This window comes from Acinetobacter soli (genome assembly GCF_018139125.1).
Classification (GTDB): Bacteria; Pseudomonadota; Gammaproteobacteria; order Pseudomonadales; family Moraxellaceae; genus Acinetobacter; species Acinetobacter soli.
In genome coordinates this window covers 1,086,868-1,110,703 of sequence record NZ_CP073241.1, presented here as the reverse complement: position 1 = coordinate 1,110,703, position 23,836 = coordinate 1,086,868, and the positions used below count along the sequence as shown (strand labels likewise).

At 43.3% G+C, this 23,836-nt stretch carries 25 protein-coding genes; 17 read left to right on the top strand and 8 right to left on the bottom strand.

The window, feature by feature from the left end; genetic code table 11:
• Positions 1-2: 2 nt before the first annotated feature.
• The 4 genes from cobU to KCV09_RS05010 are packed head-to-tail and all read left to right on the top strand — an operon-like array spanning position 3 to position 2,927.
• Positions 3-524 (top strand): bifunctional adenosylcobinamide kinase/adenosylcobinamide-phosphate guanylyltransferase, encoded by a 522-nt coding sequence (gene cobU / locus KCV09_RS05025; protein ID WP_104125307.1) that lies wholly within the window; start codon positions 3-5, stop codon positions 522-524.
• The gene (gene cobT, locus KCV09_RS05020) at positions 521-1,570 is read left to right on the top strand and encodes a nicotinate-nucleotide--dimethylbenzimidazole phosphoribosyltransferase (protein ID WP_212515638.1); all 1,050 of its coding nucleotides are present in this window, start codon (positions 521-523) and stop codon (positions 1,568-1,570) included. Before cobU ends, cobT begins: the two co-directional genes overlap by 4 nt.
• A gap of 5 nt (positions 1,571-1,575) precedes the next feature.
• On the top strand, positions 1,576-2,187 hold the full coding sequence (locus KCV09_RS05015) for a histidine phosphatase family protein (RefSeq protein ID WP_212515637.1): 612 nt from the start codon (positions 1,576-1,578) through the stop codon (positions 2,185-2,187).
• Positions 2,184-2,927 (top strand): adenosylcobinamide-GDP ribazoletransferase, encoded by a 744-nt coding sequence (locus KCV09_RS05010; protein WP_212515636.1) that lies wholly within the window; start codon positions 2,184-2,186, stop codon positions 2,925-2,927. The genes KCV09_RS05015 and KCV09_RS05010 overlap by 4 nt, the downstream gene beginning before the upstream one ends.
• Positions 2,928-2,953: 26 nt before the next feature.
• Here the strand turns inward: KCV09_RS05010 and KCV09_RS05005 are convergent, their stop codons facing one another.
• Both KCV09_RS05005 and KCV09_RS05000 read right to left on the bottom strand, forming a co-directional pair.
• The gene (locus KCV09_RS05005) at positions 2,954-3,646 is read right to left on the bottom strand and encodes an LrgB family protein (protein ID WP_055415434.1); all 693 of its coding nucleotides are present in this window, start codon (positions 3,644-3,646) and stop codon (positions 2,954-2,956) included.
• Positions 3,643-4,071 (bottom strand): CidA/LrgA family protein, encoded by a 429-nt coding sequence (locus KCV09_RS05000; RefSeq protein WP_004937870.1) that lies wholly within the window; start codon positions 4,069-4,071, stop codon positions 3,643-3,645. The genes KCV09_RS05005 and KCV09_RS05000 overlap by 4 nt, the downstream gene beginning before the upstream one ends.
• 116 nt (positions 4,072-4,187) lie before the next feature.
• On the opposite strand from KCV09_RS05000, the gene KCV09_RS04995 reads away from it, so the two are divergent.
• From KCV09_RS04995 to KCV09_RS04975, 5 genes are all read left to right on the top strand, one after another.
• Positions 4,188-5,093: a LysR family transcriptional regulator gene (locus KCV09_RS04995; RefSeq protein ID WP_076032405.1), complete on the top strand. Its 906-nt coding sequence runs from the start codon at positions 4,188-4,190 to the stop codon at positions 5,091-5,093.
• A gap of 61 nt (positions 5,094-5,154) precedes the next feature.
• On the top strand, positions 5,155-5,571 hold the full coding sequence (locus KCV09_RS04990) for a YeeE/YedE family protein (protein WP_212515635.1): 417 nt from the start codon (positions 5,155-5,157) through the stop codon (positions 5,569-5,571).
• Positions 5,571-5,981 (top strand): DUF6691 family protein, encoded by a 411-nt coding sequence (locus tag KCV09_RS04985; RefSeq protein WP_076032406.1) that lies wholly within the window; start codon positions 5,571-5,573, stop codon positions 5,979-5,981. The genes KCV09_RS04990 and KCV09_RS04985 overlap by 1 nt, the downstream gene beginning before the upstream one ends.
• 4 nt (positions 5,982-5,985) lie before the next feature.
• A complete protein-coding gene (locus tag KCV09_RS04980; protein ID WP_212515634.1) occupies positions 5,986-6,864 on the top strand; it encodes an MBL fold metallo-hydrolase in 879 nt (292 codons plus the stop codon).
• Positions 6,865-6,867: 3 nt separating this feature from the next.
• Positions 6,868-7,227, top strand: coding sequence for a YidH family protein (locus KCV09_RS04975; RefSeq protein WP_004937858.1), 360 nt, complete (start codon positions 6,868-6,870; stop codon positions 7,225-7,227).
• A 130-nt stretch (positions 7,228-7,357) separates the two neighbouring features.
• Here KCV09_RS04975 and KCV09_RS04970 read toward each other — a convergent pair whose 3' ends face one another.
• Complete coding sequence (locus KCV09_RS04970; protein WP_212515633.1) at positions 7,358-8,590, bottom strand: MFS transporter; 1,233 nt, start codon at positions 8,588-8,590, stop codon at positions 7,358-7,360.
• 338 nt (positions 8,591-8,928) lie between these two features.
• On the opposite strand from KCV09_RS04970, the gene KCV09_RS04965 reads away from it, so the two are divergent.
• Both KCV09_RS04965 and KCV09_RS04960 read left to right on the top strand, forming a co-directional pair.
• The gene (locus KCV09_RS04965) at positions 8,929-10,146 is read left to right on the top strand and encodes a CaiB/BaiF CoA transferase family protein (RefSeq protein WP_004937852.1); all 1,218 of its coding nucleotides are present in this window, start codon (positions 8,929-8,931) and stop codon (positions 10,144-10,146) included.
• Positions 10,147-10,267: 121 nt separating this feature from the next.
• Complete coding sequence (locus KCV09_RS04960; RefSeq protein ID WP_004937849.1) at positions 10,268-11,113, top strand: IclR family transcriptional regulator; 846 nt, start codon at positions 10,268-10,270, stop codon at positions 11,111-11,113.
• 32 nt (positions 11,114-11,145) lie between these two features.
• On the opposite strand, the gene KCV09_RS04955 is transcribed toward KCV09_RS04960, so the two are convergent.
• The gene (locus KCV09_RS04955; protein ID WP_212515632.1) at positions 11,146-12,330 is read right to left on the bottom strand and encodes an MFS transporter; all 1,185 of its coding nucleotides are present in this window, start codon (positions 12,328-12,330) and stop codon (positions 11,146-11,148) included.
• A 157-nt stretch (positions 12,331-12,487) separates the two neighbouring features.
• Between KCV09_RS04955 and KCV09_RS04950 the strand changes: the two genes are divergently transcribed.
• On the top strand, positions 12,488-13,711 hold the full coding sequence (locus KCV09_RS04950; RefSeq protein WP_212515631.1) for a CaiB/BaiF CoA transferase family protein: 1,224 nt from the start codon (positions 12,488-12,490) through the stop codon (positions 13,709-13,711).
• Positions 13,712-13,757: 46 nt separating this feature from the next.
• Here the strand turns inward: KCV09_RS04950 and KCV09_RS04945 are convergent, their stop codons facing one another.
• The 4 genes from KCV09_RS04945 to KCV09_RS04930 all read right to left on the bottom strand — a co-directional run bounded on the left by KCV09_RS04945 (position 13,758) and on the right by KCV09_RS04930 (position 18,313).
• Positions 13,758-14,603 carry an IclR family transcriptional regulator gene (locus KCV09_RS04945; RefSeq protein WP_004947588.1) on the bottom strand — a complete coding sequence of 282 codons (846 nt, stop codon included), beginning with the start codon at positions 14,601-14,603 and terminating at the stop codon, positions 13,758-13,760.
• 121 nt (positions 14,604-14,724) lie between these two features.
• Positions 14,725-15,933: a 3-oxoadipyl-CoA thiolase gene (locus tag KCV09_RS04940; RefSeq protein WP_151809458.1), complete on the bottom strand. Its 1,209-nt coding sequence runs from the start codon at positions 15,931-15,933 to the stop codon at positions 14,725-14,727.
• Between the two features lie 15 nt (positions 15,934-15,948).
• The gene (locus KCV09_RS04935) at positions 15,949-17,469 is read right to left on the bottom strand and encodes a 3-hydroxyacyl-CoA dehydrogenase (RefSeq protein WP_212515630.1); all 1,521 of its coding nucleotides are present in this window, start codon (positions 17,467-17,469) and stop codon (positions 15,949-15,951) included.
• A gap of 55 nt (positions 17,470-17,524) precedes the next feature.
• Positions 17,525-18,313 carry an enoyl-CoA hydratase gene (locus tag KCV09_RS04930; protein ID WP_212515629.1) on the bottom strand — a complete coding sequence of 263 codons (789 nt, stop codon included), beginning with the start codon at positions 18,311-18,313 and terminating at the stop codon, positions 17,525-17,527.
• 266 nt (positions 18,314-18,579) lie between these two features.
• Here KCV09_RS04930 and KCV09_RS04925 point away from each other — a divergent pair, with 266 nt between their 5' ends.
• From KCV09_RS04925 to KCV09_RS04905, 5 genes are all read left to right on the top strand, one after another.
• On the top strand, positions 18,580-19,734 hold the full coding sequence (locus tag KCV09_RS04925) for an acyl-CoA dehydrogenase family protein (RefSeq protein WP_004937831.1): 1,155 nt from the start codon (positions 18,580-18,582) through the stop codon (positions 19,732-19,734).
• A 56-nt stretch (positions 19,735-19,790) separates the two neighbouring features.
• Positions 19,791-21,068: an MFS transporter gene (locus KCV09_RS04920; RefSeq protein WP_004937829.1), complete on the top strand. Its 1,278-nt coding sequence runs from the start codon at positions 19,791-19,793 to the stop codon at positions 21,066-21,068.
• Positions 21,069-21,157: 89 nt separating this feature from the next.
• Complete coding sequence (locus tag KCV09_RS04915) at positions 21,158-22,429, top strand: MFS transporter (RefSeq protein WP_212515628.1); 1,272 nt, start codon at positions 21,158-21,160, stop codon at positions 22,427-22,429.
• A 41-nt stretch (positions 22,430-22,470) separates the two neighbouring features.
• Positions 22,471-23,139, top strand: a complete 669-nt coding sequence (locus tag KCV09_RS04910; protein WP_212515627.1) for a 3-oxoacid CoA-transferase subunit A — start codon at positions 22,471-22,473, stop codon at positions 23,137-23,139.
• The gene (locus KCV09_RS04905; protein ID WP_004937824.1) at positions 23,139-23,795 is read left to right on the top strand and encodes a 3-oxoacid CoA-transferase subunit B; all 657 of its coding nucleotides are present in this window, start codon (positions 23,139-23,141) and stop codon (positions 23,793-23,795) included. The genes KCV09_RS04910 and KCV09_RS04905 overlap by 1 nt, the downstream gene beginning before the upstream one ends.
• Positions 23,796-23,836 lie beyond the last annotated feature (41 nt).

Below are 23,836 nucleotides of genomic sequence, written 5' to 3'. Positions count from 1 at the left end.
CTATGCTACAGCTGATCTTGGGCGGCGCACGCTCTGGAAAAAGTCGACATGCAGAGAAAACTGCTAAATCCTTTGCGTGTCCTGTGATTTATATTGCGACCGCAGAAGCGCGAGATGCTGAAATGCGGGAGCGAATTCGCCATCATCAATCACAACGGCCCGCCGAATGGAACTTAGTGGAAGCACCACTCGATTTAGTCGATCAGTTGCTGGCACATGATCATGACAACCAAGTGATACTGATTGACTGCTTAACGTTATGGCTGAGTAATCTTTTAATCACAGAAGATGTGCATTTTCAGTCACAGCAATGCGATCGATTGGTTCAAATCTTACCGACTTTAAAATCGGATGTGATTATGGTCAGTAATGAAACAGGCCTTGGTGTGGTTCCGATGGGGGAACTGAGCCGCCGTTTTGTCGATGAGTCAGGCCGATTACACCAGCGTTTAGGTGAGGTGGTCGATAAAGTAGAGTTTTGTGTTGCGGGTTTTGCAATGTGTTTAAAAGGAGAGGCATCGTGAATTGGTGGATGGCACAGATTACACCTGTAAATCAAATTGCACAGCAAATGGCCGAGCAGCGACAGCTTCAATTGACAAAGCCGGCAGGCTCACTTGGAATGCTTGAGCAGATAGTGATTCAGCTTGCTGGATTACAAGGTACACCTCATCCGCAGCTGAGCAAGCCGTGGATCAGCATTTTTGCAGGCGATCACGGCATTATGCAAGAGCAGATTTCGGCCTTTCCGCAAGCGGTCACGCGCCAGATGCTACAAAACTTTGCAACAGGTGGTGCATGTATCAGTGTGATCGCACGTGAACATGCTGCTCACTTACAGGTGATTGATTGCGGAACGGTGGGTGAGGCTTATCACATCGATGGTGTTGAAACCCATTGTATTCGTGCAGGAACAGCAAATTTTATTCAAACCCAAGCCATGACGGCATTCGAGTGTCAACAGGCATTAAATTTAGGGCGTGAAAGTGTTGAAAAAGCCCAGACCGCCCAAGCAGATATATACATTGCAGGTGAGATGGGTATTGGAAATACCTGTGCGGCTGCTGCGTTAGCCTGTTTACTTTTAAATGAAGATCCAGATCAGCTCACAGGCGTAGGAACGGGTATCGATGCAGATAAACTTAAACACAAAAAGGCAGTGATTCAAACTGCGCTGAATCTACATCGAGAAGCAAAAGGTGATGCCTTTCAATCACTGTGTGCAGTAGGCGGGCTTGAAATTGCTGCCATGACAGGTGCCTATATACGCGTAGCTCAATTAGGAATCGCGATGGTGGTGGATGGTTTTATCAGTTCGGTAGCAGCACTCTGTGCTGTACATTTAAATCCAGATGTTCGTCGGTGGATGATTTTTGGCCATGCCTCTGCCGAATACGGGCACCGCCGGGTGCTTGAAGCATTAAATGCAACTCCACTGCTCCAGCTTAATTTACGTTTAGGTGAAGGAAGTGGGGCGGGTGCAGCGCTTGGTTTGATTAAGCTTGCATGCAGCTTGCACAATCAAATGGCCACATTTGCTCAAGCGGCTGTGTCGGATCATACAGGCTAACCGAAATGAATCTGCCAATCATTCAACTCGATCTATTGCGCCACGGAGCCACCGAGCAAGGGCATACTTTACGTGGTCATATCGATGATGCACTGACAGCAGAAGGGCTTGCGCAGATGCAGGCATCAATCGATACACATAGCAACCAAAACTGGCATGTGATTGTAAGTTCGCCTTTATTACGCTGTGCCTACTTTGCAGCGCCTTTGGCACAGCGCTTGGCGTGTCCATATATAGAAGTTGAGGCACTTAAAGAAATGTATTTTGGTGAGTGGGAAGGTAAAACCACCCAATCCATATATGAGCAATCACCCGAAGAATTGGCAAATTTCTGGCAGTGTCCTACACAGTACAGTGCTCCACAAGGTGAACGGCTAATCGATTTTCAAACGCGGGTTTTAAATGCCTTGAAAAAACTCATCGAACTGATGTCGATGCAGCATCAGTCGCATGCTTTGGTGGTAACGCATGGCGGGGTAATCAAACTATTACGCTGTCTTGCGCAGCAGCGCCCGTTAGACGTGCTCTTGAGCATGCAAGCACCTTTAGGTGAGCTGGTTACACTGCAATTAAGCACTCAGGATGATCAGTTAATGATTCAAGAGATGTATCAATGATGCCGTTTTGGATTGCTTTACAGTTTTTGACGATTTTACCTGTACAGCTTGATCGCATGCCGACAGCAGAAGAAAATGCGCGAGCTGTATTGTTTTATCCTGTGGTTGGGCTACTTTTAGGTGGGCTTTTATACGCTCTGGCGCTGCTTCTTGTACCAGTGCCAACCATTTTAACAGCAGTGTTCATAACGCTTTTCTGGATAGGTCTGACAGGCGGATTGCATCTTGATGGTTTGGCAGACACCGCCGATGCATGGGTGGGTGGCTTTGGAGACAAAACCCGAACGCTTGAAATTATGAAAGACCCTGCATGCGGGCCTATAGGTGTATTAAGCTTAATTGCGCTGGTTCTTGTTAAATTGTGCTGTGTATATTTGCTTTTGATGCAAAGTCAGACACTATTTTTAATTTTTGTGCTGGCACTGAGCCGCACAGTCCCTATATTATTGTTTTTGAGCACACCTTATGTACGCAAAAAAGGCTTAGGGCGCGATGTTGCGGCAAAAATTCCTAGATTATATGCATACTTGATTTCAATCTTGATTGCACTGGGAGGTATCAACTGGGGCTTACGAGGTATGTTGGCTGTCTTGGTTTCGATAACGACCATTATTTTTTTGCGCAGATGTTTTATCAAACGTATCGATGGCATCACAGGAGATACCATCGGGGCGAGTATTGAAATTGTTGAAGCTATGCTCATTTTAAGTTTTGTTTTGCTTGGCTATTACTTGCTGTAACCCGACTTAGGTGATGAGTGTTTCAATTAACCTAGTAACTTGATGACCAGATGAATCAGGCTCGGACCAGCCACCACCATAAAAATACCAGAAAGTACCATCGTGAGGCTGGCAATCACGCCTTCATCTTTATGCCGGGCATAGGCTTTACTGGTGCCAAAACCATGCGCTGCATTGCCTAAAGAGGCACCTTGTGCCAGCGTAGAGCGTAAGCGCAAAATCGCCAATACCACATCACCGAGTACCATGCCTGTAATTCCGGTGATCATGGTAAAAACAATCACCAGTTGCACCGATCCACCAATGTGTGCCGTGAGTGCCATGGCAAATGGTGTCGAAATTGAGCGCGACATTAAACTAAGCGTGGTTTGCTCATCAAAATGAAACCATCTTGCCAGATAAAATGCACTCACAATACCCGCCGTCATACCAATACATATTCCGAGTCCGATTGCCAATGCATGACGACGGATGATACCCCGATATTCATAAATTGGAATAGCAAACGCGACAGTAGCTGGGCCAAGCATCCACACAATCCACTGGTTATCTTGCATATAGGTGTTATAGGAAATATTGAAAGCCACCAATATAAGTATGATGATGGCCGGCAATAATATGGCGGGTGAAAGCAGTAAATAGGGAAAGCGTTGGTGTAGGGCTTTGACCAGCACGTAACCAGCGAAGGTTCCGATTAAACACAAAAGTGATAGCATCATGACAATGACTCACTTTTACTGTTACCTTTGCCAAAGCGAAACGTATGTTGAAGCCATTGTTCAAGCTTAAAGCACAAATGGACTGTATATACGGTTGCAAGCATGACGCATACTGTACCAAGTACGACCGCCGTGATGAGCTGCAAGCCTTCGCTAAGAAAAAGCACTTTATAGTTCATTAGCCCGACCACACAGGGAACAAAAAATAGAACCAGTTCGCTCAAAATAAAATCTGAGCCCGATTTAATCCAGTTCAGCTTAAAAGTTCCACTGAGTAATCCGAGCAACACCAAAAATAACCCAATCACACCTGCCGAAATCGGAAGTTGAAACAGCTTTTGAATCAGTGATCCTATCCACCACAGCATGATCAAAAGGCCGATCTGTAAACTTATTTTTGCCAAAACCGAATAACGTGAGTTCATCACCAGAAGTATCCTAAACTTATGCGGGAGAAAGTGATGTAATTAGTTTAAATCGACTTTTTATATCAAATTATGAATAATAAAATTATAATTATGCTGTATTGGAATGTTTGATTGTGGATATTAAAGCCTTAAAAATTTTTGTGCAGATTGTTCAATCGCAAAGTTTTACACTTGCGGCTGAACATATGTTTGTAACTCAACCGACCGTAAGTAAGGCCATTTCTCTTTTAGAGAATGAACTCGGAACAGCACTATTTAAAAAAGGCGAGGCAGGGCGTAAGCGTGAAATTGAACTGACCTATACTGGTGATCTCGTTTATCAGCATGCATTAAAAATTTTAGCTGAACAAAAGAAAATCTATGAAACCCTAGAAGATATCAAGCAGCTCAAAAAGGGCAAGTTAACTTTAGGTTTACCTCCTTTAGGCTCGGTTCTACTTACTCCTTTAATTGCAATGTTTCATAAACAGTATCCCAACATTGAATTAAGTTTTTTAGAAGTGGGTTCCAATACCATTGAGCAGGCGATTTTAGCGAAAAAAATTGACGTTGGAATTTTATTGAGTCATCTCAATCCGGTACTGGCGACCATACCCATTATCGATTCTCCACTGTATTTACTTGCAGCAAAAGATTCATACTGGAAACATCATGAAGCTGTGGTATTGAGTGATTTACGTGAAGAATCATTTTTGTTATACGACGATAGCTTTACCCTGAACCATTTAATTTTACAAGCAGCACAACTTGAAGGCTTTCAACCCAAAATTGTATGTAAAAGTAGTCAGTGGGATTTTATTGCCAAGCTAGTCGAGTTTTCGATGGGTGTTGCACTTTTGCCAAAAATTTATTGTGATCAACTTGATGCCTCCAGATTTACGATAATCCCTTTGATCAACACACCGCTACGCTGGACCTTAAGTATGGCATGGAATACCTCCGTACCCATGACTAGTGCTACGCAAGCGTGGTTAAAGATTGTAGAGCAACATAAGCAGCACATAGGGTTTAAAAAATAACTTGAACAAATTATAAAATAATATATTATAAAAATATATATTGTTTGGTGAGGCTAAGCACATGCACGAAGTTCTGTTGGCTTTTTTTGGAGGTACGCTTCTGGGGCTTGCTGTTGTTGGATATCTATATGTTCATGGGCGCATTGCCGGCATTAGTGGCCTGATTGCACAACAATTCGGTTCGGGCTTGCCAACAAAGTCACCTGCATTTTGGTTTTTGTCTGGACTCATTCTCACCTCATTTGTAGTCGGGCTATTCTGGCAACCAAAAATTCAGCTTAATAGTCATCCATTGATACTGATTGTTGCGGGTTTACTGGTGGGATTTGGTACACGTTTAGGATCAGGATGTACCAGTGGACATGGCATATGTGGCTTAAGTCGATTGTCATTACGCTCAATTATGGCAACGTTTACCTTTATGCTCACCGGTTTTATCACGGTTTATGTATTACGTCATATCATTGGAGGATTCTAATGAAAAATCTCCTTGCATTTGCTTTTGGTGCTTTATTTGCTTTGGGTCTGTTAATCTCTGGTATGTCGAACCCTGCTAAAGTTTTGTCTTTTTTAGACTTATTTGGAAATTGGGATATCAGCCTTGCCTTTGTTATGCTGGGTGCTATTGTGGTCGCATTTCTGCCGTTTCAGCGCGCCATCAGACACCCAAAAACTTGGTTAGGTGAAAAAATTGATTTGCCTTCAAATCAGCAAATAGATAAAAAACTCATTATTGGTGCGATCTTGTTTGGTGTGGGCTGGGGTATCGCAGGTGTATGTCCTGCACCTGCATTGACATTGATTGGGCTTGGGCACTTTCAGGTTTTGTATTTTGTGGTTGCCATGCTGATTGGCATGTATATTCATCGTAAATGGTTTGGAGTATAAGCCCATGTCTCTTATGAAGCCGCAAGTGACTGCATTTTTTGATGAGTCGACCAAGACGTTCAGCTATGTAGTGACTGATCCAGACACCAAAATCAGTGCTATCATAGACAGCGTGCTGGATTATGATGCTGCATCTGCAACCACATCGACCGTACATGCCGATCAGATTGTTGAGTATGTCAATCAACATCGCCTTAGTATTGCTTGGATTCTTGAGACACATGTACACGCTGACCATTTAACGGCTTCGCAATATTTAAAAGAGCAGCTGGGTGGCCGAGTCGCCATGAGTGAAAAAATTAGTACGGTACAAGACACCTTTAGCCACATCTATCATCTAAATTCAGAAGCATTCAAAGCAAAGCATACTTTTGATTATTTGTTTAAGGACGGTGAGCAGTTTCAAATTGGTAATTTACAGGCTTACAATATTCCAACGCCAGGGCATACGCCCGCTTGTTTAAGTTACGTGATTGGCGATGCTGTGTTTGTAGGAGATACCCTGTTTATGCCAGACTACGGCACCGCGCGCTGTGATTTTCCTAAAGGCAGTGCAAGCCAGTTATTCGACTCGGTACAACGCTTATATCAACTGCCTGAATCCACACGGATGTTTTTGTGTCACGACTATTTGCCAGAGAGCCGAAAAGACTATGTGTACGAAACTGATGTGCGTACGCAAAAGGTTTACAATGTGCATATACATGAAGGTACATCTAAATTTGATTTTGTCGAAATGCGTCAGGCGCGTGATGCAACATTGGCAATGCCCAAACTTATTTTACCGGCGATTCAGATCAATATGAATGCGGGGAAATTTCCAGAACCGGAAGCCAATGGTCAGCGTTACCTCAAACTTCCTTTGAATTACTTTAAAGTCTAAATTATGTCTAATCTTGAAGATCCGCGCGTTTTACTCGCGCTTGAACGTACTTTACTGGCATGGAACCGAAGCAGTCTTGCACTGATTGCTTTTGGTTTTTTAATTGAAAAATCGACACTTTTGGTACATTTGATTGATCCAGTGCGTTATCACGACAAAATTATTTTCAATCGCTGGTTAGGCGTGATCGTGATCGTGATGGGCGTTGTGGTCAGTATTCTTTCGATCCAGCAGTATCGAATAGCACTACGTTCTCTTACACCACTCGAAATGATACCTGGGTACAAAACCAATCTTGCCAGTGTATTAAGCTATTTCACCATTTTAGGTGCAATTATGCTGATTATTTCATTTTGGATGTAGTTTTTAACAGTAGCCCTCGAGAGGACTACTGTTACCTAAAAAATAATATTGAAGCGCTTAATAACACGCTTATTATACGGGCCACTTAAAGCTGGCCTGTATCTGATGTGCCCAAGGGCAATATTAGACATTATGATTGCTGCGGATCGTATTGTTTTTCCTTAATCAATAATGCTGGAATTACACCGCAAATCAAATAGGCAGCGCCCATGACTAAAAAGCCTAAGCCGATGGAGCCGCCCGAGGCTAAAAAGCCAATCGTCGCAGGTGCAATTGCCGCACCCAAACGACCCACATTGTATGCGCCACCTGTAGCACTACCGCGAATATGGGTAGGGAAGCTTTCTGTCATATAGGTGGCATTCACGCCGTAAGGAATACCATATAAGAAGCCAAACGCAATCAAAAGGAAAAGAATATTATCTGGGGAGTTGTAAAACACAATGAGTGGAAGAAAAATTGCAGTTCCAATGGCACCAAAGGCATAGGTAAAACGCCGTCCAAGTTTATCTGCCATATAACCTGCAAGAACTTTACCCAAGATCATTGCGCTGTATGTTCCGACCATGTAGGCAGTCATTTCCTTAAACTTCATGCCTAACTCACTTTCAAGGTAAGAGGGCATCCAGTTATTTACGCCATAATAGCCAAATTGCAAGAAACCCGCAGTTAAAGCCCACAAAATAAACATCTTACGGTTTCTTGGGTCTGCAAAAATGCGTTTTAACGCACTCTCTTGCGTGTTGGTATCTTGCCCAGTTAAATCGTTGCGAGAATGATACCAAGCTTGTGGTTCGGGAACTAAAAAATGCATCAATACTGCAATAAGTACTGGCACGATCGCAACGTAAAATAGCATTCTCCAGCCATGATCCGGGATAATCCAGCCTGCAAGTAGAGTTGCCACAATATATCCAACCGTCCAGCCCGCTTGAAGTGTACCCAGAACAGTTGTACGGTAGCGAGTTGGCACATACTCGGCCATGAGAGTATTACAGGCAATATAAAGTGAGCCTAAACCCAATGATGCAAAAAACCTTAAGATACTAAATTGTATAAAATTTTGTGTAAGTCCTAGTCCACAAGTCAGCACTGAAAACAGCAAAATCGAAATCACAACAATTCGAACTCGCCCGAATTGATCACAGGCCCAACCGCCGAAAATTCCACCAATTGCCATTCCCGCAAGGGTAAAGCTACCGAGCATACCTGCTTGAACAGAACTTAATTGGAATTCAGCCTTGATGCTATTAAGGCTGTATGACAGCAACATCAGATCGGCACCATCGACTAAAAGGGCAAGAAAAGCAAAAAAGAATGCGATTTTCCATGTATGAGGGCTGAGATTAACCTTATTTTTCATATTTTTCACTGCTCTGTTCCTTAAGCACAACAACCGATATATCTCGTTAGCATTAATGGCAGTGCGAGATGAAATCGATGAATTTTCCGGATAGTAAAACAAGAAAATTATATTTTCAATTAAAATAAAATTAAATATCGCTATGCGGTATAGTATTTTCTTATATAAGATGATGTTTTTGCTTACAAATCTTTTGTGTTAGAAGATTTAATCTTTTATTCAGTTTTTAAATCAATTTGATGTTTCATTAAATATCTGTATTATTGATTTTTCATATCGCTATGCGAAATATTTTGCTAGTGTTTAACTTTTAATACGCCATAATAATGGAAATAAGAATGGGTGCACTTCAAGGAATCCGTGTTTTAGATTTAACTCGTGTTTTGGCTGGCCCGTGGTGTGGTCAAGTACTTGCAGATTTGGGCGCCGAGGTCATCAAGGTTGAGCGGCCAAAAAAAGGCGATGATACGCGTGCTTGGGGGCCACCTTGGATGAAAGACAACACAGGCCAAAATACCCAAGAGGCTGCTTACTATCAGTCGACCAACCGCAATAAACTTTCGGTTGCCATTGATATTTCTACACCTGAAGGGCAAGAGCTTGTTCGCAAACTTGCAAAAGAATCTGATGTTTTGATTGAAAACTATAAAGCGGGTTCACTGAAAAAATATGGTTTAGATTATCAAACCTTGGCGGAAATAAATCCTCAGCTGATTTATTGCTCAATCACCGGTTTTGGTCAAACTGGCCCACGTGCACAAGAGCCGGGCTATGATTTTATCATTCAGGGTATGGGCGGTCTGATGTCTGTTACAGGTGAGAGAGACGATTTACCCGGTGGCGGCCCGCAAAAACTTGGGATTGCATTTTCAGACATTACCACGGGCCTATATGCGGCCATTGCCATTCAAGCTGCGATCATAGATCGATATACGTCCGGACTTGGTCAATATATCGATATGGCTTTGCTCGATGTGCAAATCGCAACACTTGCCAATCAAGGCATGAATTATTTGGCATCGGATCAAATTCCAGTTCGCTATGGCAATGCGCATGCCAATATTGTTCCGTATCAAGTCTTTCAGGCGTCTGATCGGGATTTTATTATAGCCTGTGGTAACGATTCACAGTTTATCAACTTATGCACCGCGATTGATCGTTCAGATCTGGCACGAGATCCACGTTTTAAACGTAATGCCGACCGGATCGCACATCGAGAGCAAATTATTTCAGAGTTAGCGCATCATTTTAAAACCAAAAAGGCCGATGAATGGGTGAGAAAAATTCATGCTGCGCATGTTCCCGTTGGGCTAATTAATGATTTGAAGCAGGCTTTTGAAGAGCCACAGGTACGAGAGCGAAATATGCTGATCAAGATGGAGCATCCTCAGCGAGATGAGCTCACCATTGTGGGTTCACCTATTAAAATGTCGAGAACACCAGTTGAGTACAAACTTGCGCCACCCACTTTGGGGCAGCATACCAAAACAGTACTTGGGCGTTTTTTATCTTCAGATGAGCTTCAAAAATTATCGCAGCAAGGCGTGATTGAATAGTTAGCTTGAATTATTGAGTAAAAGAGGCTGGGCATTTGTCGCTTCTTTTGCTATTCCCAGAATAATTAGATTATAATTTTCGCAATGCGAAACATTAATTGAGTTGAGTGCACTCATTCTTATGACAGATTTAAATGACATTGAACATAATGAAAAATTATTAGCCCCGCTGCGTCATGAATTGCTTCATCCCATCGAAGATATGCAAGATGAAGATGACCGACAATTTATCACGGCTTTGGCGCGTGGTCTGGAATTATTGCGCTGTTTCTCTGCCAAACAACCGCATTTAGGTAATCAAGAATTGTCACAGATGACAGGCTTGCCCAAACCTACAATTACTCGCTTGACACATACCTTGTCGCGTTTGGGGTATATTCGTCAGGTGCCCAATTCGACCAAATTTCAATTGTCTGTTGGCGTCTTGGCGTTTGGTTATTCCATGCTTTCCAATGTATCCATCCGTTCAATTGCTCAGCCCTATATGAAAGATCTGGCCGATTATGCTGGTGCTGCTGTGGCCATGTCGACCCGCGATCGACTCAACATGATTTATCTGGATGTTGTGCAAGGTAAAGGTAATGTTACCATGCGCCGTCAGGTCGGAACGTATTTACCCATTCACCTCAGTTCGATGGGGCGTGCCTGTCTTGCTGCTATGCCTGAAGATGAGCGCGACTTTCTGTTAAACGCGATTCGTAGCAAGCATAAAGAAGACTGGATTAAAATTAATCGTGATCTGGATAAAGCATTTCGTGATTACCAAGATTTTGGTTACTGTTTTTCGATAGGCGACTGGCATAAGGATGTTAATTCGGTTGCGGTGCCACTCATGCATGAGCAACATGGATTACTGGTATTTAATTGTGGTGGGCCAAGTTTCATTATGAAGCGAGAGAAACTCGAAGAAGATATTGCACCGCGCTTATTGCATATGGTCAATAACATCAAGACAGAAATTAGCTGATTTTTTCACTATCACGCTGATTTTTAATGCTGTTAAGCCTGCTTTGGCAGTGAAGTGTTTTTACTGTCGAGGTAGGCAATCCATAAGGTCAGACCTCCAAAACCAATGCCGATCAAACATACGCCATGCCATCCTGAATGTCGCCAAGCATAACTTCCGATCGCTGTGCCGAGTGCGCCACCAAAAAAATAAGCCGTCATATAAATTGCGTTAAAGCGTGATTTCAACACCTGATTCAATCGAAAGACGATACTTTGATTGGTGACATGAAGCGCCGATAATGAGGCATAAATCAAAAGAGTTGCCAAAATATAAAATTTGAAAGAGACAGATAAAAATAAAAAGAGGATCCAGCTCCCAATAAAGCCACCAGCAGAGATATAGGATATCCAGTGGACATTACGCTCATTTAAATGATGACCAGCCAGATTTGCAACCAAAGTTCCTAAAATGCCCACAAATCCGAACAGTCCGATACTAAAATCAGAAAAATGATAGGGCGCAGGCGCAAGTAGTAAAGACATTGTTGTAAATACCATGCTCACACTCGCAAAAATTAAAAAACCAAGTGCGGCATGCCGGGCCAAGCAGGGTGAATTTTTTAATAATACTGGAATAGAAACAAGCGTTTGCATATAGCTCTGTCGCTGTGTGGCGGGAAACACATCGAGCTTGCGATACAACATAAATGCAATCATGAGCAAGGCGATTCCGCTGATCACATAAATGATTTGCCAGTGCCAGAGCGTAGAGGCCAAACCAGATAATGATCGAGCTAATAAAATTCCAAGCATGAGTGCGCTAATTAAAAAACCAACCACACGGCCACTTTGTGTAATAGGCACCAGACTGGCTGCAAGTGGCAGGAGTAGCTGAGCAGAAACTGAAAATAATCCAGTTAAAATTGTGCCTACGATCATCCATCCCAAACGATCTGCGCTTCCGGTAATGAGCAGTCCACAAGCGGCAAGCACCATCAAAATGACCACCAATTGACGCTTTTCTAACAGATCTCCAAGTGGCATCAACACCAATAAACCAATTGCATAGCTGATTTGAGCACATGTGGGAATCCAAGCAACCGATGTTTCTGGAAGTGCAAGAGATAGCGCAATGGAATGAATAAGCGGTTGGCTAAAATAATTACTACCCGAACAAATTCCCGCTGCAATCGCCATGAGTATTAATGTAGGCGTATAAAATGAACAAGATCTCATAAAACCAGACGGCCATGGCTGTGCTTACAGAATTTAAGAGTAATAAATTTAAATTGTATTTACAATTAAATAAAATATTATTTTGCTATGCGGTACTTTGATTTGATATAAACATGAATCATGTGTCAGATGCATATATTACAGAATGAGGGATGCTATGGGAGCCTTAACAGGATTTAGGGTGTTGGATTTAAGCCGTATACTTGCTGGGCCTTGGTGTAGCCAGATTCTTGCAGACTTAGGTGCAGAGGTCATCAAAATTGAAAAGCCATTTCAAGGCGATGATACGCGTATCTGGGGCCCACCGTTTTTAAAAACCGATCAGGGTGAAGATTCAAATGAGTCAGCCTATTATTTATCTGCAAATCGCGGTAAATATTCAGTGGCCATTGATATGGCAAGCGTTGAAGGTCAGGCTCTCATTAAAAAAATGGTACTTGAAAGTGACGTTCTACTCGAAAATTACAAAGCGGGTTCTTTAAAAAAATACGGGCTGGATTATGAAAGTTTAAAAGAAATTAACCCTAAACTGGTGTACTGCTCAATCACTGGATTTGGTCAAAAAGGCCCACGTGCTCAGGAGCCGGGTTACGACTTTATTATTCAAGGTTTGGGCGGGATGATGAGTGTGACGGGGGAGCGCGATGATTTACCGGGTGGCGGCCCTCAAAAAGCAGGTTTAGCTTTTGCAGATTTAACCACAGGATTATACGCTGCGATTGCAATTCAGGCTGCTTTATTGTCTCGTGTGAGTACCGGTGAGGGGCAGCATATTGATATGGCCTTGCTCGATACACAAGTGGCTTCACTTTCTGTATTGGCCATGAATTATTTAACTTCAGAAAAAATACCGGGCCGTTTGGGTAATGCGCACGCAAATATTGTACCGTATCAGGTATTTAAATCCTCTCAAGGCGAATTTATTATTGCATGTGGCAATGACCAACAGTTTAAGGCCTTATGTGAAAGTATTGAGCGTCCAGAGCTGGCTGTAGATTCAAGATTCAAACAAAACAAGGGAAGAGTGACGCATCGTGATGTACTTGTAGAGATCTTGCAGCAACACTTTATGAGCAAGCCTGCACAGGTCTGGGTAGAACGGATTCATGCTGTGCAAGTACCTGTTGGCATGATCAATAATCTTCAACAAACGCTTGAAGAAGAGCAGGTGCGTTTTCGTGAAATGGTTGTTCAAATTGAACATCCGCTTAAGAAAGACTATGTATCGATTGGCTCGCCAATCAAACTCTCAAAAACTCCGGTGCAATACACCAAAGCACCGCCGTTTTTGGGTGAAGACACTGATCTTATCTTACAGCGTTTTGTTTCGCCGCAAGAACTTGCGCAGCTCAAAGATCAGCGTGTGGTACAGCAAGGTTAATAATGCAGTGAGGTGTGAGGCAGCGCGTATCATGATTTAGTTAAGATCACAGGCTCTCAGTCAGCGCATCTTGAATACTATGCACCATATATTTCAAACGTGGCCCGATCTCGTCGACTAATTTTTCTGCGCTGAGCAAATAAGAAGGCGAGCCGCAGTTAAATACATAAATGCCGTGCTTTAAACTGACGAGGGGTACTGCAACTGAGTTAATGCCTTGTTGCCAATCGCCCAGAGACAAACAATATCCGTACTGGGCGTACTCTTCGAATGCTTTTTTGAGCATCGTTTCAATTTGTGGCCACTCTTCAGGATGTTTCTTCTGAATGGCCTCAAGTAAGCGTTTACGTTCAAATTCTGGTGTCGCAGCAAGGCAAGCTCGTCCCATAGAACTGCTATAAAGTGGTAAGGTGGAACCAATCGGGCGACGAATTTTACTATTGGTTTGAACAACATCCAGGTAGAGCATATTTAGACGATCACGCGCTGCCAATGCAACGGGTGCCTGAGCATATTGGCTCATTTCTTCCATATAGCGATGTGCAGTACTACGCACAGTTAAATTCGAGAGCGCAGCATAACCCAAAGACAATACGCCAATATCCAGCATATATTTTGGAGAATCTGGCATTTGTTTTAAATAGCCTAAGCAAACCAGCGTATTGGTTATTCTGGCAATGGTAGGTTTAGGTAGTCCTGTCATTTTTGCCAGCTCGAGATTACCAAGAACTTGGTGCTGTAAAGAAAAACAACGCAGAAGTTCAAGGCCACGTGCCAAAGACGCAATAAACTGAGGATTGTTTTCTCGATGAATATGGGAAATTGGATCTAAACGAATTTCATCAAAATTGAGTGGTTTATCATTTTTTTTAAGTTCAGTACTTTGCGACATTCCATGCTCAAACAGAAGGCTAAAGACCGATAATAGAGCATTTCATTTTGTATTGTAAGTATCATCCATTCATCGCAAGATACGATGAATGGATCTGATGAATACATGTAGGGCAGATCAATTATTCAGAAACATTTTCAATGACCATCGCTAAGCCTTGTCCTACACCAATACACAAGCTCACCACTGCATACCGTTTATTACGACGCTGAAGTTCTCTAGCAACCGTAAGAGCTAAACGTGCACCAGAAGCGCCCAGTGGATGTCCAATTGCAATTGCGCCGCCGTTTGGGTTTACACGCGGGTCATCGAACGAAATGTCTAATCCCTTTAAACATGAGAGTACTTGTGAGGCAAAGGCTTCATTAATTTCGATAATATCTAAATCATCTAGCGTAAGTCCTGCACGCTGTACTGCTTTTTTGATGGCTTCAATTGGGCCAGCACCCATAATTCGAGGTTCAATACCTGCTGCTGCCGCAGAAAGTATTTTAGCCATAGGCTTTAATCCATATTTTTGACCTGCCTGTTCAGAACCGATCAGCAGCGCTGCTGCTCCATCATTAATCCCTGATGCATTACCTGCTGTCACTACACCACCTTCAAAAAGAGGCTTAAGTTTACTCAAGGCATCGACGGTTGAGCTTGGGCGAGGGTGTTCATCTTCGCAGATGAGTTTAGGTGGCAGTTTCTTACCCTGAGGCACTTCAACAGGCGTGATTTCGTCAGTAAAAAAACCATCTTGTTTGGCTTGCTGGTATTTTGCCTGTGAATCTGCTGCAAACTGATCGGCCTGTGCACGGTCTATACCATATTCCACCGCGACATTGTCGCCTGTTTCGGGCATAGAGTGCCCACCAAACTGCGCGGTAATTTTTTTATTTGGGAAGCGGGTACCAATGGTGGTGTCATAAATTTTTGCTTCGCGGCTAAACGCACTTTCTGCCTTGCCCATCACAAATGGCGCTCTAGACATGCTTTCTACTCCACCCGCAATGTATAAATCGCCTTCACCACAGGTAATTGCACGTGCCGAATCGATGACTGCCCCAAGGCCGCTCGCACAGAGACGATTGATCGTCTGACCCGGTACCGTTACGGGTAAGCCTGCGAGTAATGCAGCATGCCGCGCAATATTGCGACTGTCTTCACCCGCTTGATTGGTATCCCCTAAAATAACATCTTCAATGTCTGCACCCGGTACGCCGGTTTTTTCAATGAGTCGTTGAATGACCAATGCGGCCAAATCATCTGGTCGAATCGAGGCCAATTCACCTGCATGGCGACCAAATGGTGTACGTAATCCGTCGTAAATATATGCATTTAACATGTCTGAAATCCTGAATTATGATGCGCTATAGGTAAGGGGTAATTGTAATGTCACTCTACGTTGCAGCCATGGACTAGGTCGATAACGTGGATCTAGAGTAAGTGCCGAGATGCGCGTTAGAATCAGTAAAATCTTATCGGCGCCCAGTACTTCGCCCCACTCAATAGGGCCGTGTGGATAGCCTAAGCCCAAACGTACTGCTGCATTGATGTCATCTACGGTTGCAATACTTTGCTGAGCCATGTCACAGCCCAAGTTAATCACCATGGCCAGTACGCGCTGCGCAACAAAGCCAACACTTTCTGCAATCGTGCTTGCACCAACGCCGTCAAGGTTGAAAATAGAATGTGCAGCTTGGCAAAGTTCTGGTCGTGTTATTAGTGAAGGCATCAAGGTTCGATGGCGCTCAAGCCCATACAGTAGATCAATCGCAACGCATTGTTTGGCATTGAGTCCTAATCGCTTTGCGGCATGTGTTGTATCTTCGCCGTAGCAGGCCAATAAACATAAGCTGTCTGGCTGCGGTGTTGCGCCGTTATCCATTGTGATCTGCTGTTGTTTTAAATAATGGATCAGGGCATCATGATCTGCCGTGTAATCTGCAGCAACCCAGACCGCTGGATATTGCTCAAGCCGAGCGACATGTGAGGGGGCGGCTTCATTGGTTTTTTTACCAGCTTCGTAACGATAAAAGCCCTGACCGGTCTTACGTCCAAGCTGTTTACCCGCTAGAAGTTGTTGGGTAAGCGGGTTTGGACGATAGCGTGGCTCTTGATAATATTGCTGATAAATAGACTCCATGACAGGATGTGATACATCTAATCCGGTCAGATCGATTAGCTCAAATGGCCCCATTTTAAAGCCAACACCCTCTCTTAATATCCGGTCAATTTCGCTGAACGTTGTAACCGATTCATTGAGTATTTTCAGTGCTTCAGTGCCATAGCCACGGCCGGCATGGTTTACGATAAAGCCCGGTGTGTCTTTTGCCACAACTGCTCGATGTCCAAATGCATGAGCCAGTTGCCTCATAGTCTCTACATGTTTTGCATCGGTTTTTAAACCTTGTATGACTTCGACCACTTTCATAAGTGGAACAGGGTTAAAAAAATGATAACCAATTACACGTTCTGGAATACGACACTGCGCCGCAATCGCAGTCACAGATAGGGATGAGGTGTTAGAAGCTAAAATCGTGGTGTCTGGCACAATCTCTTCAAGCTGCTGCATTAAGGCCTGTTTGATGTCTAGCCGCTCAATAATTGCCTCAATAATCAGATCACATACTTTCAGATCAGTTAGGCTTTCGGTCACGATCAGGCAGTCGATGGCCTTTTGAGCCTGTTCAGACGTGATTTTATTTTTTTCGACCAGTGTATTGAGGGTTTCAGCCAGTTTATCTTTGGCTTGTAAGGCTGCGCCTTCTTTAGTGTCATACAAATAGGTGGTATGTCCTGATTGAGCTGCAATCTGGGCAATTCCACTGCCCATAATGCCGACCCCAATAATCCCTATATGTTGTATTTGCTGTGTCATACCGTCGTTCCTCGGGTATTTGATTATTCTCTTAAACGTTGCACAAGTTTAAAAATCATTTGCCTTGATAAATGGGTTTGCGTTTTTCCATAAAGGACTGAATACCTTCAGATTTATCTTGTGTTGAAAAAAGCAGTTGAAAAGACTTCCGTTCTAATGTCAGTCCTGCATTGAGAGGTACATCTTCACTGTGTAGCGCCACTTCTTTAATCTGCTGTAGCGCGATAGGCGGCATTGCGGCAAGGTTTTGCGCCATTTTGATGGCAGTTGGAATCGTGTCTGCATCTTCGGTCACTTGAGATACCAGCCCAATACGATAGGCTTCATCGGCAGGTACCAATACACCAGTCATGATCATGCGCATGGCGTGAAATTTACCGACCGCACGAAACAGGCGCTGCGTTCCACCTGCACCCGGCATAAGTCCCACTTTAATTTCTGGCTGGCCAAAATTGGCACTTTTTCCGGCAATGATAATGTCACTATGCATGGCAAGCTCACAGCCACCACCCAAGGCAAAGCCGTTCACTGCTGCAATAATTGGTTTTGGACACTGCGCAATGGCATTCCAGTAACGTTCGGTGTGTCTGAGCAACATCTCTGTAGAGGTAGCATTTGCCATTTCTTTTAAATCTGCACCCGCAGCAAATACCGAGTCTCCACCAGTGAGTACAATCGCATGAATATCATCATTAAAGCTTAAATCGTTAAATGCTCGAGCCAAATCTTTACGGATTTGCGTATTGAGCGCATTTTTTGCTTCTGGTCGATTAATTTTCACAACGGCTATGTTTTTAACTGAATAATCGACTTCTACGAAACATTCCTGTTGAAGATTTGTCATTTTATTATCCTTAATTTCGCACATCAAAACACTGTTCCTCATATCATGCGTATTTGTGATTTTTTTTCAAGCACTTTTTCCTTAATTGCGTATCATTTTTAAAAGATAAACAAAATAAAGCATCAAAAATTCAAAATTACGATAAAAAATTTCGTTTAACGAAATTTATTTTTAAAAAGTATTGTAAATTTGGTTTTAGTTCTCGTAGTATGAAATTAGTTCAAATTAATTTAGATATGAGAATTTGGTGGACAGGGAGAACACACATGATCCGCGATGATGGAATGTTGCAGCAGTTACTTTCAACCATTCGAGACTTTGTCCGCAATGAATTGATTCCCAGAGAGCACGAAGTAGATGAAAATGATCGTATTCCACAGGATATCGTGCAGCAAATGCGTGAAATGGGCCTATTCGGATTAACCATTCCAGAAGAATATGGCGGCCTTGGTATTACCATGGAAGAAGAGGTCAATGTTGCATTTGAATTGGGACATACATCGCCAGCGTTTCGTTCACTGATTGGAACAAATAATGGCATTGGCTCGAGTGGCTTAATTATTGATGGTACAGATGAACAAAAGCAGAAATACCTGCCCAAATATGCCAGCGGTGAGATTATTGGTTCGTTTTGCCTCACTGAACCAGAAGCAGGATCTGATGCAGCATCCTTAAAAACGACAGCAGTGAAAGACGGTGACTTTTATGTGATCAATGGAACCAAACGCTACATCACCAATGCACCACATGCTGCAACCTTTACCGTGATGGCGCGAACCAATCCAGAGATCAAGGGGGCAGGAGGAATTTCAGCATTTTTGGTTGAGGCCAATACACCAGGAATATCGTTAGGAAAAATTGACAAGAAAATGGGCCAGAAAGGCTCACATACCTGTGATGTTATTTTTGAAAATTGTCGTGTTCCGGCTTCAGCACTCATTGGAGGCGTAGAGGGCGTTGGTTTTAAAACCGCGATGAAAGTACTCGATAAAGGGCGCTTACATATTGGTGCGTATAGTGTCGGAATTGCCGAGCGCATGCTCGATGATGCACTGCGTTATGCGGTAGAACGCAAACAATTTGGTCAACCGATTGCCAGTTTTCAATTGATTCAAGCCATGCTGGCCGATTCAAAGGCTGAGATTTATGCAGCAAAATGCATGGTGCTTGATGCGGCCCGACGTCGTGATGATGGTCAAAATATCAGTACAGAAGCCTCGTGTGCCAAGATGTTTGCTACTGAAATGTGTGGCCGTGTGGCAGATCGCTGCGTACAGATACACGGCGGCGCTGGATATATCAGCGAATATTCAATCGAACGTTTTTATCGAGATGTTCGTTTGTTCCGTTTATACGAAGGCACAACTCAGGTTCAACAGCTCATTATTGCCAAAAACATGATTAAGGATATTACACATTAAACAAAAGTATATGAGGCAGAGGATGCCTCATCATTTAATTGTCTGAGGAAATAGACATGACAACGGATACAATTACACAAGATCGTCCTGTTGCAGTGATTGAAACACCCAAAAAGATTTGGATTACCGCGTTTGTTTTTGCTTTTTTAGCGCTATTGTGCGATGGCGCAGACCTTGGATTTCTGGCATTAAGCTTAACTAGCTTAAAGGCAGAGTTTCACCTCACGGGAGTACAGGCTGGTACTTTAGGCAGTTTGACTTTACTTGGATCGGCCATAGGCGGCTTGTTTGGTGGTTGGGCATGTGACCGTTTTGGACGAGTCAGAATTATTGTTTTTTTTGTTGCTTACTCGTCGATTCTCACCTGTGCGCTCGGATTTACTCAATCTTATATGCAATTTGCATGTATACGTGTGCTTGGAGCAATGGGGCTTGGTGCGCTGTATATCGCGTGTAATGTGTTGATGTCTGAAATGGTGCCTACCAAACACCGCACCACCGTTTTGGCAACACTCATGACCGGCTATACTTTAGGCTCATTGCTTGCAACCTTACTCGCGGGACATATTATTCCCGATCATGGCTGGCGCTATTTGTACTGGTTATCGATTACACCTATTGTATTATCATTTTTTATGCATTTTATGGTGCCTGAGCCAGCATCATGGAAAATATCATTCGAACGACGTGCTCGTGTGCATGCCCAGCAACCAGCTGTAAAATCTACAAATCCATATCGGGAAATCTTTAAAGAGCGTCGTCATGGCGTCATGTTCTTACTTTGGGTGGTGAGTACAGGCGCCTTACAGTTTGGTTATTATGGTGTGAGTAACTGGTTACCTGCCTATTTAGAATCTGATCTTGGTATTAAATTTAAAGAGATGGCCATGTATATGGTCGGTACCTTTATGATCATGATCTTTGCCAAAATTATTGCTGGTATGATTGCCGACCGTTTGGGCAGACGCGCTGTTTTTGCCTTTGGTACGATTGGTACCGCACTGTTTATTCCGGTGATTGTTTATTTAAACACGCCTATGAATATCTTATGGCTCATGTTGATGTTTGGGTTTTTATATGGCATTCCGTATGCAATTAATGCCACATACATGACCGAAAGCTTTCCAACCTCAATGCGTGGCTCTGCCGTCGGGGGTGCCTATAACGTAGGCAAAGTGCTCTCTATTTTTTCTCCACTTACCATTGGTTATTTATCACAGCAAGGTTCTATTGGTTTAGGGCTACTCGTGATGGCTGCGGCGTACTTTATTTGTGGTGTCATTCCTTTGTTATTTATTAAAGATCGTTTGTTTAATCCACAAAAAGCAGATTAACTCTACGTAATTTTAAATGCGTAGAAAAGATTTCAAATGATTTTAGCAACAATAATGAGAACAATGGATCAATTAAAAAAGGTGTATCAATGAAAATGGAAGTTTTAGATTCGATACAAAATGACGTGGTTCAAACGCCTAAACGCATCTGGATGACTGCATTTATTTTTTGTTTTTTTGTTTTATTGTGCGACGGTGCCGACATCGGAATTTTGGCATTTACATTGACCAGCTTAAAGGCGGAGTTTGGCTTGACCAGTGTTCAAGCAGGAGCGCTGGGAAGCTGGTCAATTTTAGGCATGGCCATTGGCGGATTGGCGGGTGGTTGGGCCAGTGATCGTTTTGGTCGCGTCCGGATTATTGTGATTGCCACTGCCGCATTTGCAATTTTATCTGCATGTACGGGTTTTGCGCAGTCTTATACTCAAATCGCAATTTTAAGAACGATTACCTGCATGGGGCTGGGGTGCTTGTATATCGCCTGTAATACCCTAATGTCGGAATTGGTGCCAACCAAATATCGCACCACAGTTCTGGCCACACTCATGACGGGATATACCTTGGGCTCGTTAGTTATTACCGGTTTATCGGGTTGGATTATTCCAGAGTTTGGCTGGCGAATGCTGTATTTCATCAGCATCATTCCAATTGTACTGGCTATTTTGATGTGGATGCTGGTACCAGAACCTGCCTCTTGGCAACGTGCACGCGAGTTAAAGTTACATGCTGCACCCACAAATCATGCTCAATCGAAAAACCCGTATATCGCTCTTTTTAAAGATAAACAGCACGGCAGAATGCTGATGCTCTGGTCGTTTAGTTCTGGATTTTTACTGTTTGGTTACTTTGGAGTCAGTAACTGGCTGCCTGCTTATCTTGAGGCTGAACTCGGCATCAAGTTTAAAGAGATGGCGGTATACATGATTGGTACTTTCATTACCATGATGTTTGCAAAAGTGGTGGCCGGTTTTGTAGCGGATCGTATTGGTCGACGCATTGTGTTTGCTTTTGGCACCTTTGGAACAGCCCTGTTTATACCGGTTGTGGTCTACTTTCATACCGCTCAGAACATTGGCTGGCTGATGCTGATCTTTGGTTTTCTCTACGGGATTCCGTATGCCATCAATGCGACCTATTTAACTGAAAGTTTTCCAACCTCGATTCGTGGTACAGCAGTGGGTGGTGCCTTCAACATCGGACGTATTGGGGCTATTTTTGCACCGATCGCGATTGGATATCTTGCCATGCACAACTCCATCGGTGCCGGATTGTTACTCATGGGCGTGGCTTATTTTATGTGTGGCCTCATCCCGACATTACTGATTAAGGATCGTTTATACGATCCGCAACGTGCGGATTGAATCCGGTTTGTTTATCGAAACCATTCAAGGAATAGATGATTATGGTGAATAAAATCACGACAAATATAGAGTCGGTCTTAAAATCGATTCCAGATGGTGCAACCATTATGACCAGTGGCTTTGGTACGACAGGGCAGCCCGAAGCCTTAATTGAAGCGCTCATTGACATTGGCACCAAAGATCTGACCATTATTAACAATAATGCATCTTCTGGGCCGGGAGGGCTCACCAAGCTATTTTTGGCCGGTCGAGTGAAAAAGTTAATCAGTTCCTATCCTAAATCCATCAGCTCGACAGTGTTTGCAGATTTATATCGTGCAGGGAAAATTGAACTAGAACTGGTGCCTCAAGGTAATTTGGCCTGTCGAATTCAAGCTGCTGGCGCTGGTCTGGGTGCAATTTTTACCCCAACCGGCTATGGAACCAAAATTGCCGAAGGAAAAGAGACACGTCATATCAATGGTAAAAACTATGTACTTGAATATCCATTAGAAGCGGACTATGCCCTGATTTATGCAGATAAAGCGGATCGATGGGGAAATCTGACTTACCGAAAAGCTGCCCGAAACTTTGGTCCTATTATGGCCAAAGCTGCAAAACAGACCATTGTACAAGTGAACCAAATCGTTGAACTGGGAACACTCGATCCTGAATGTATCATTACCCCCGGGATTTTTGTTCAACATGTCGTTGCAGTAGGAGACATTTAATGCATGTTCAAAAAAGAAATCGCGAAGAAATTGCTGCGCTCATTGCACAGGATATCCCTGATGGTGCCTACGTAAATTTAGGAATTGGCCTTCCTACGCATGTGGCAAAATATTTGCCAAAGGACAAAGAGATTTTCTTGCACTCGGAAAATGGTGTCTTGGCATTTGGTCCACCACCTATGGCAGGTGCAGAAGATCCCGATCTGGTCAATGCAGGAAAAGAGTTGGTGACGCTCCTTGATGGTGGATGTTTTATGCATCACGGTGATTCGTTTGACATTATGCGTGGCGGCCATCTGGATATCTGTGTGATTGGAGCGTTTCAGGTGGCAGTCAATGGAGATCTGGCCAATTGGCACACAGGGCGAGCCGATGACTTACCTGCGGTGGGCGGCGCAATGGATCTGGCAGTTGGTGCAAAAAGCATTTTTGTATATATGGAACACATCACCAAAAAAGGTGAACCCAAAATTGTGGAAACACTACATTATCCGATTACTGGGCAGCAATGTGTGGATCGAATTTACACCGATCTATGTGTGATTGAATTAAAAGCAGGTCAGGCGCATGTCATTGAAATGGTCGACGGACTAACATTTGAAGCATTGCAGGCTGTGACCGGATGTAAATTAACTGATGCAAGAGCCGCTGCATGATGATGTGATCAGTACAGCAGTGTGATCTCTCAGGTTGAAAT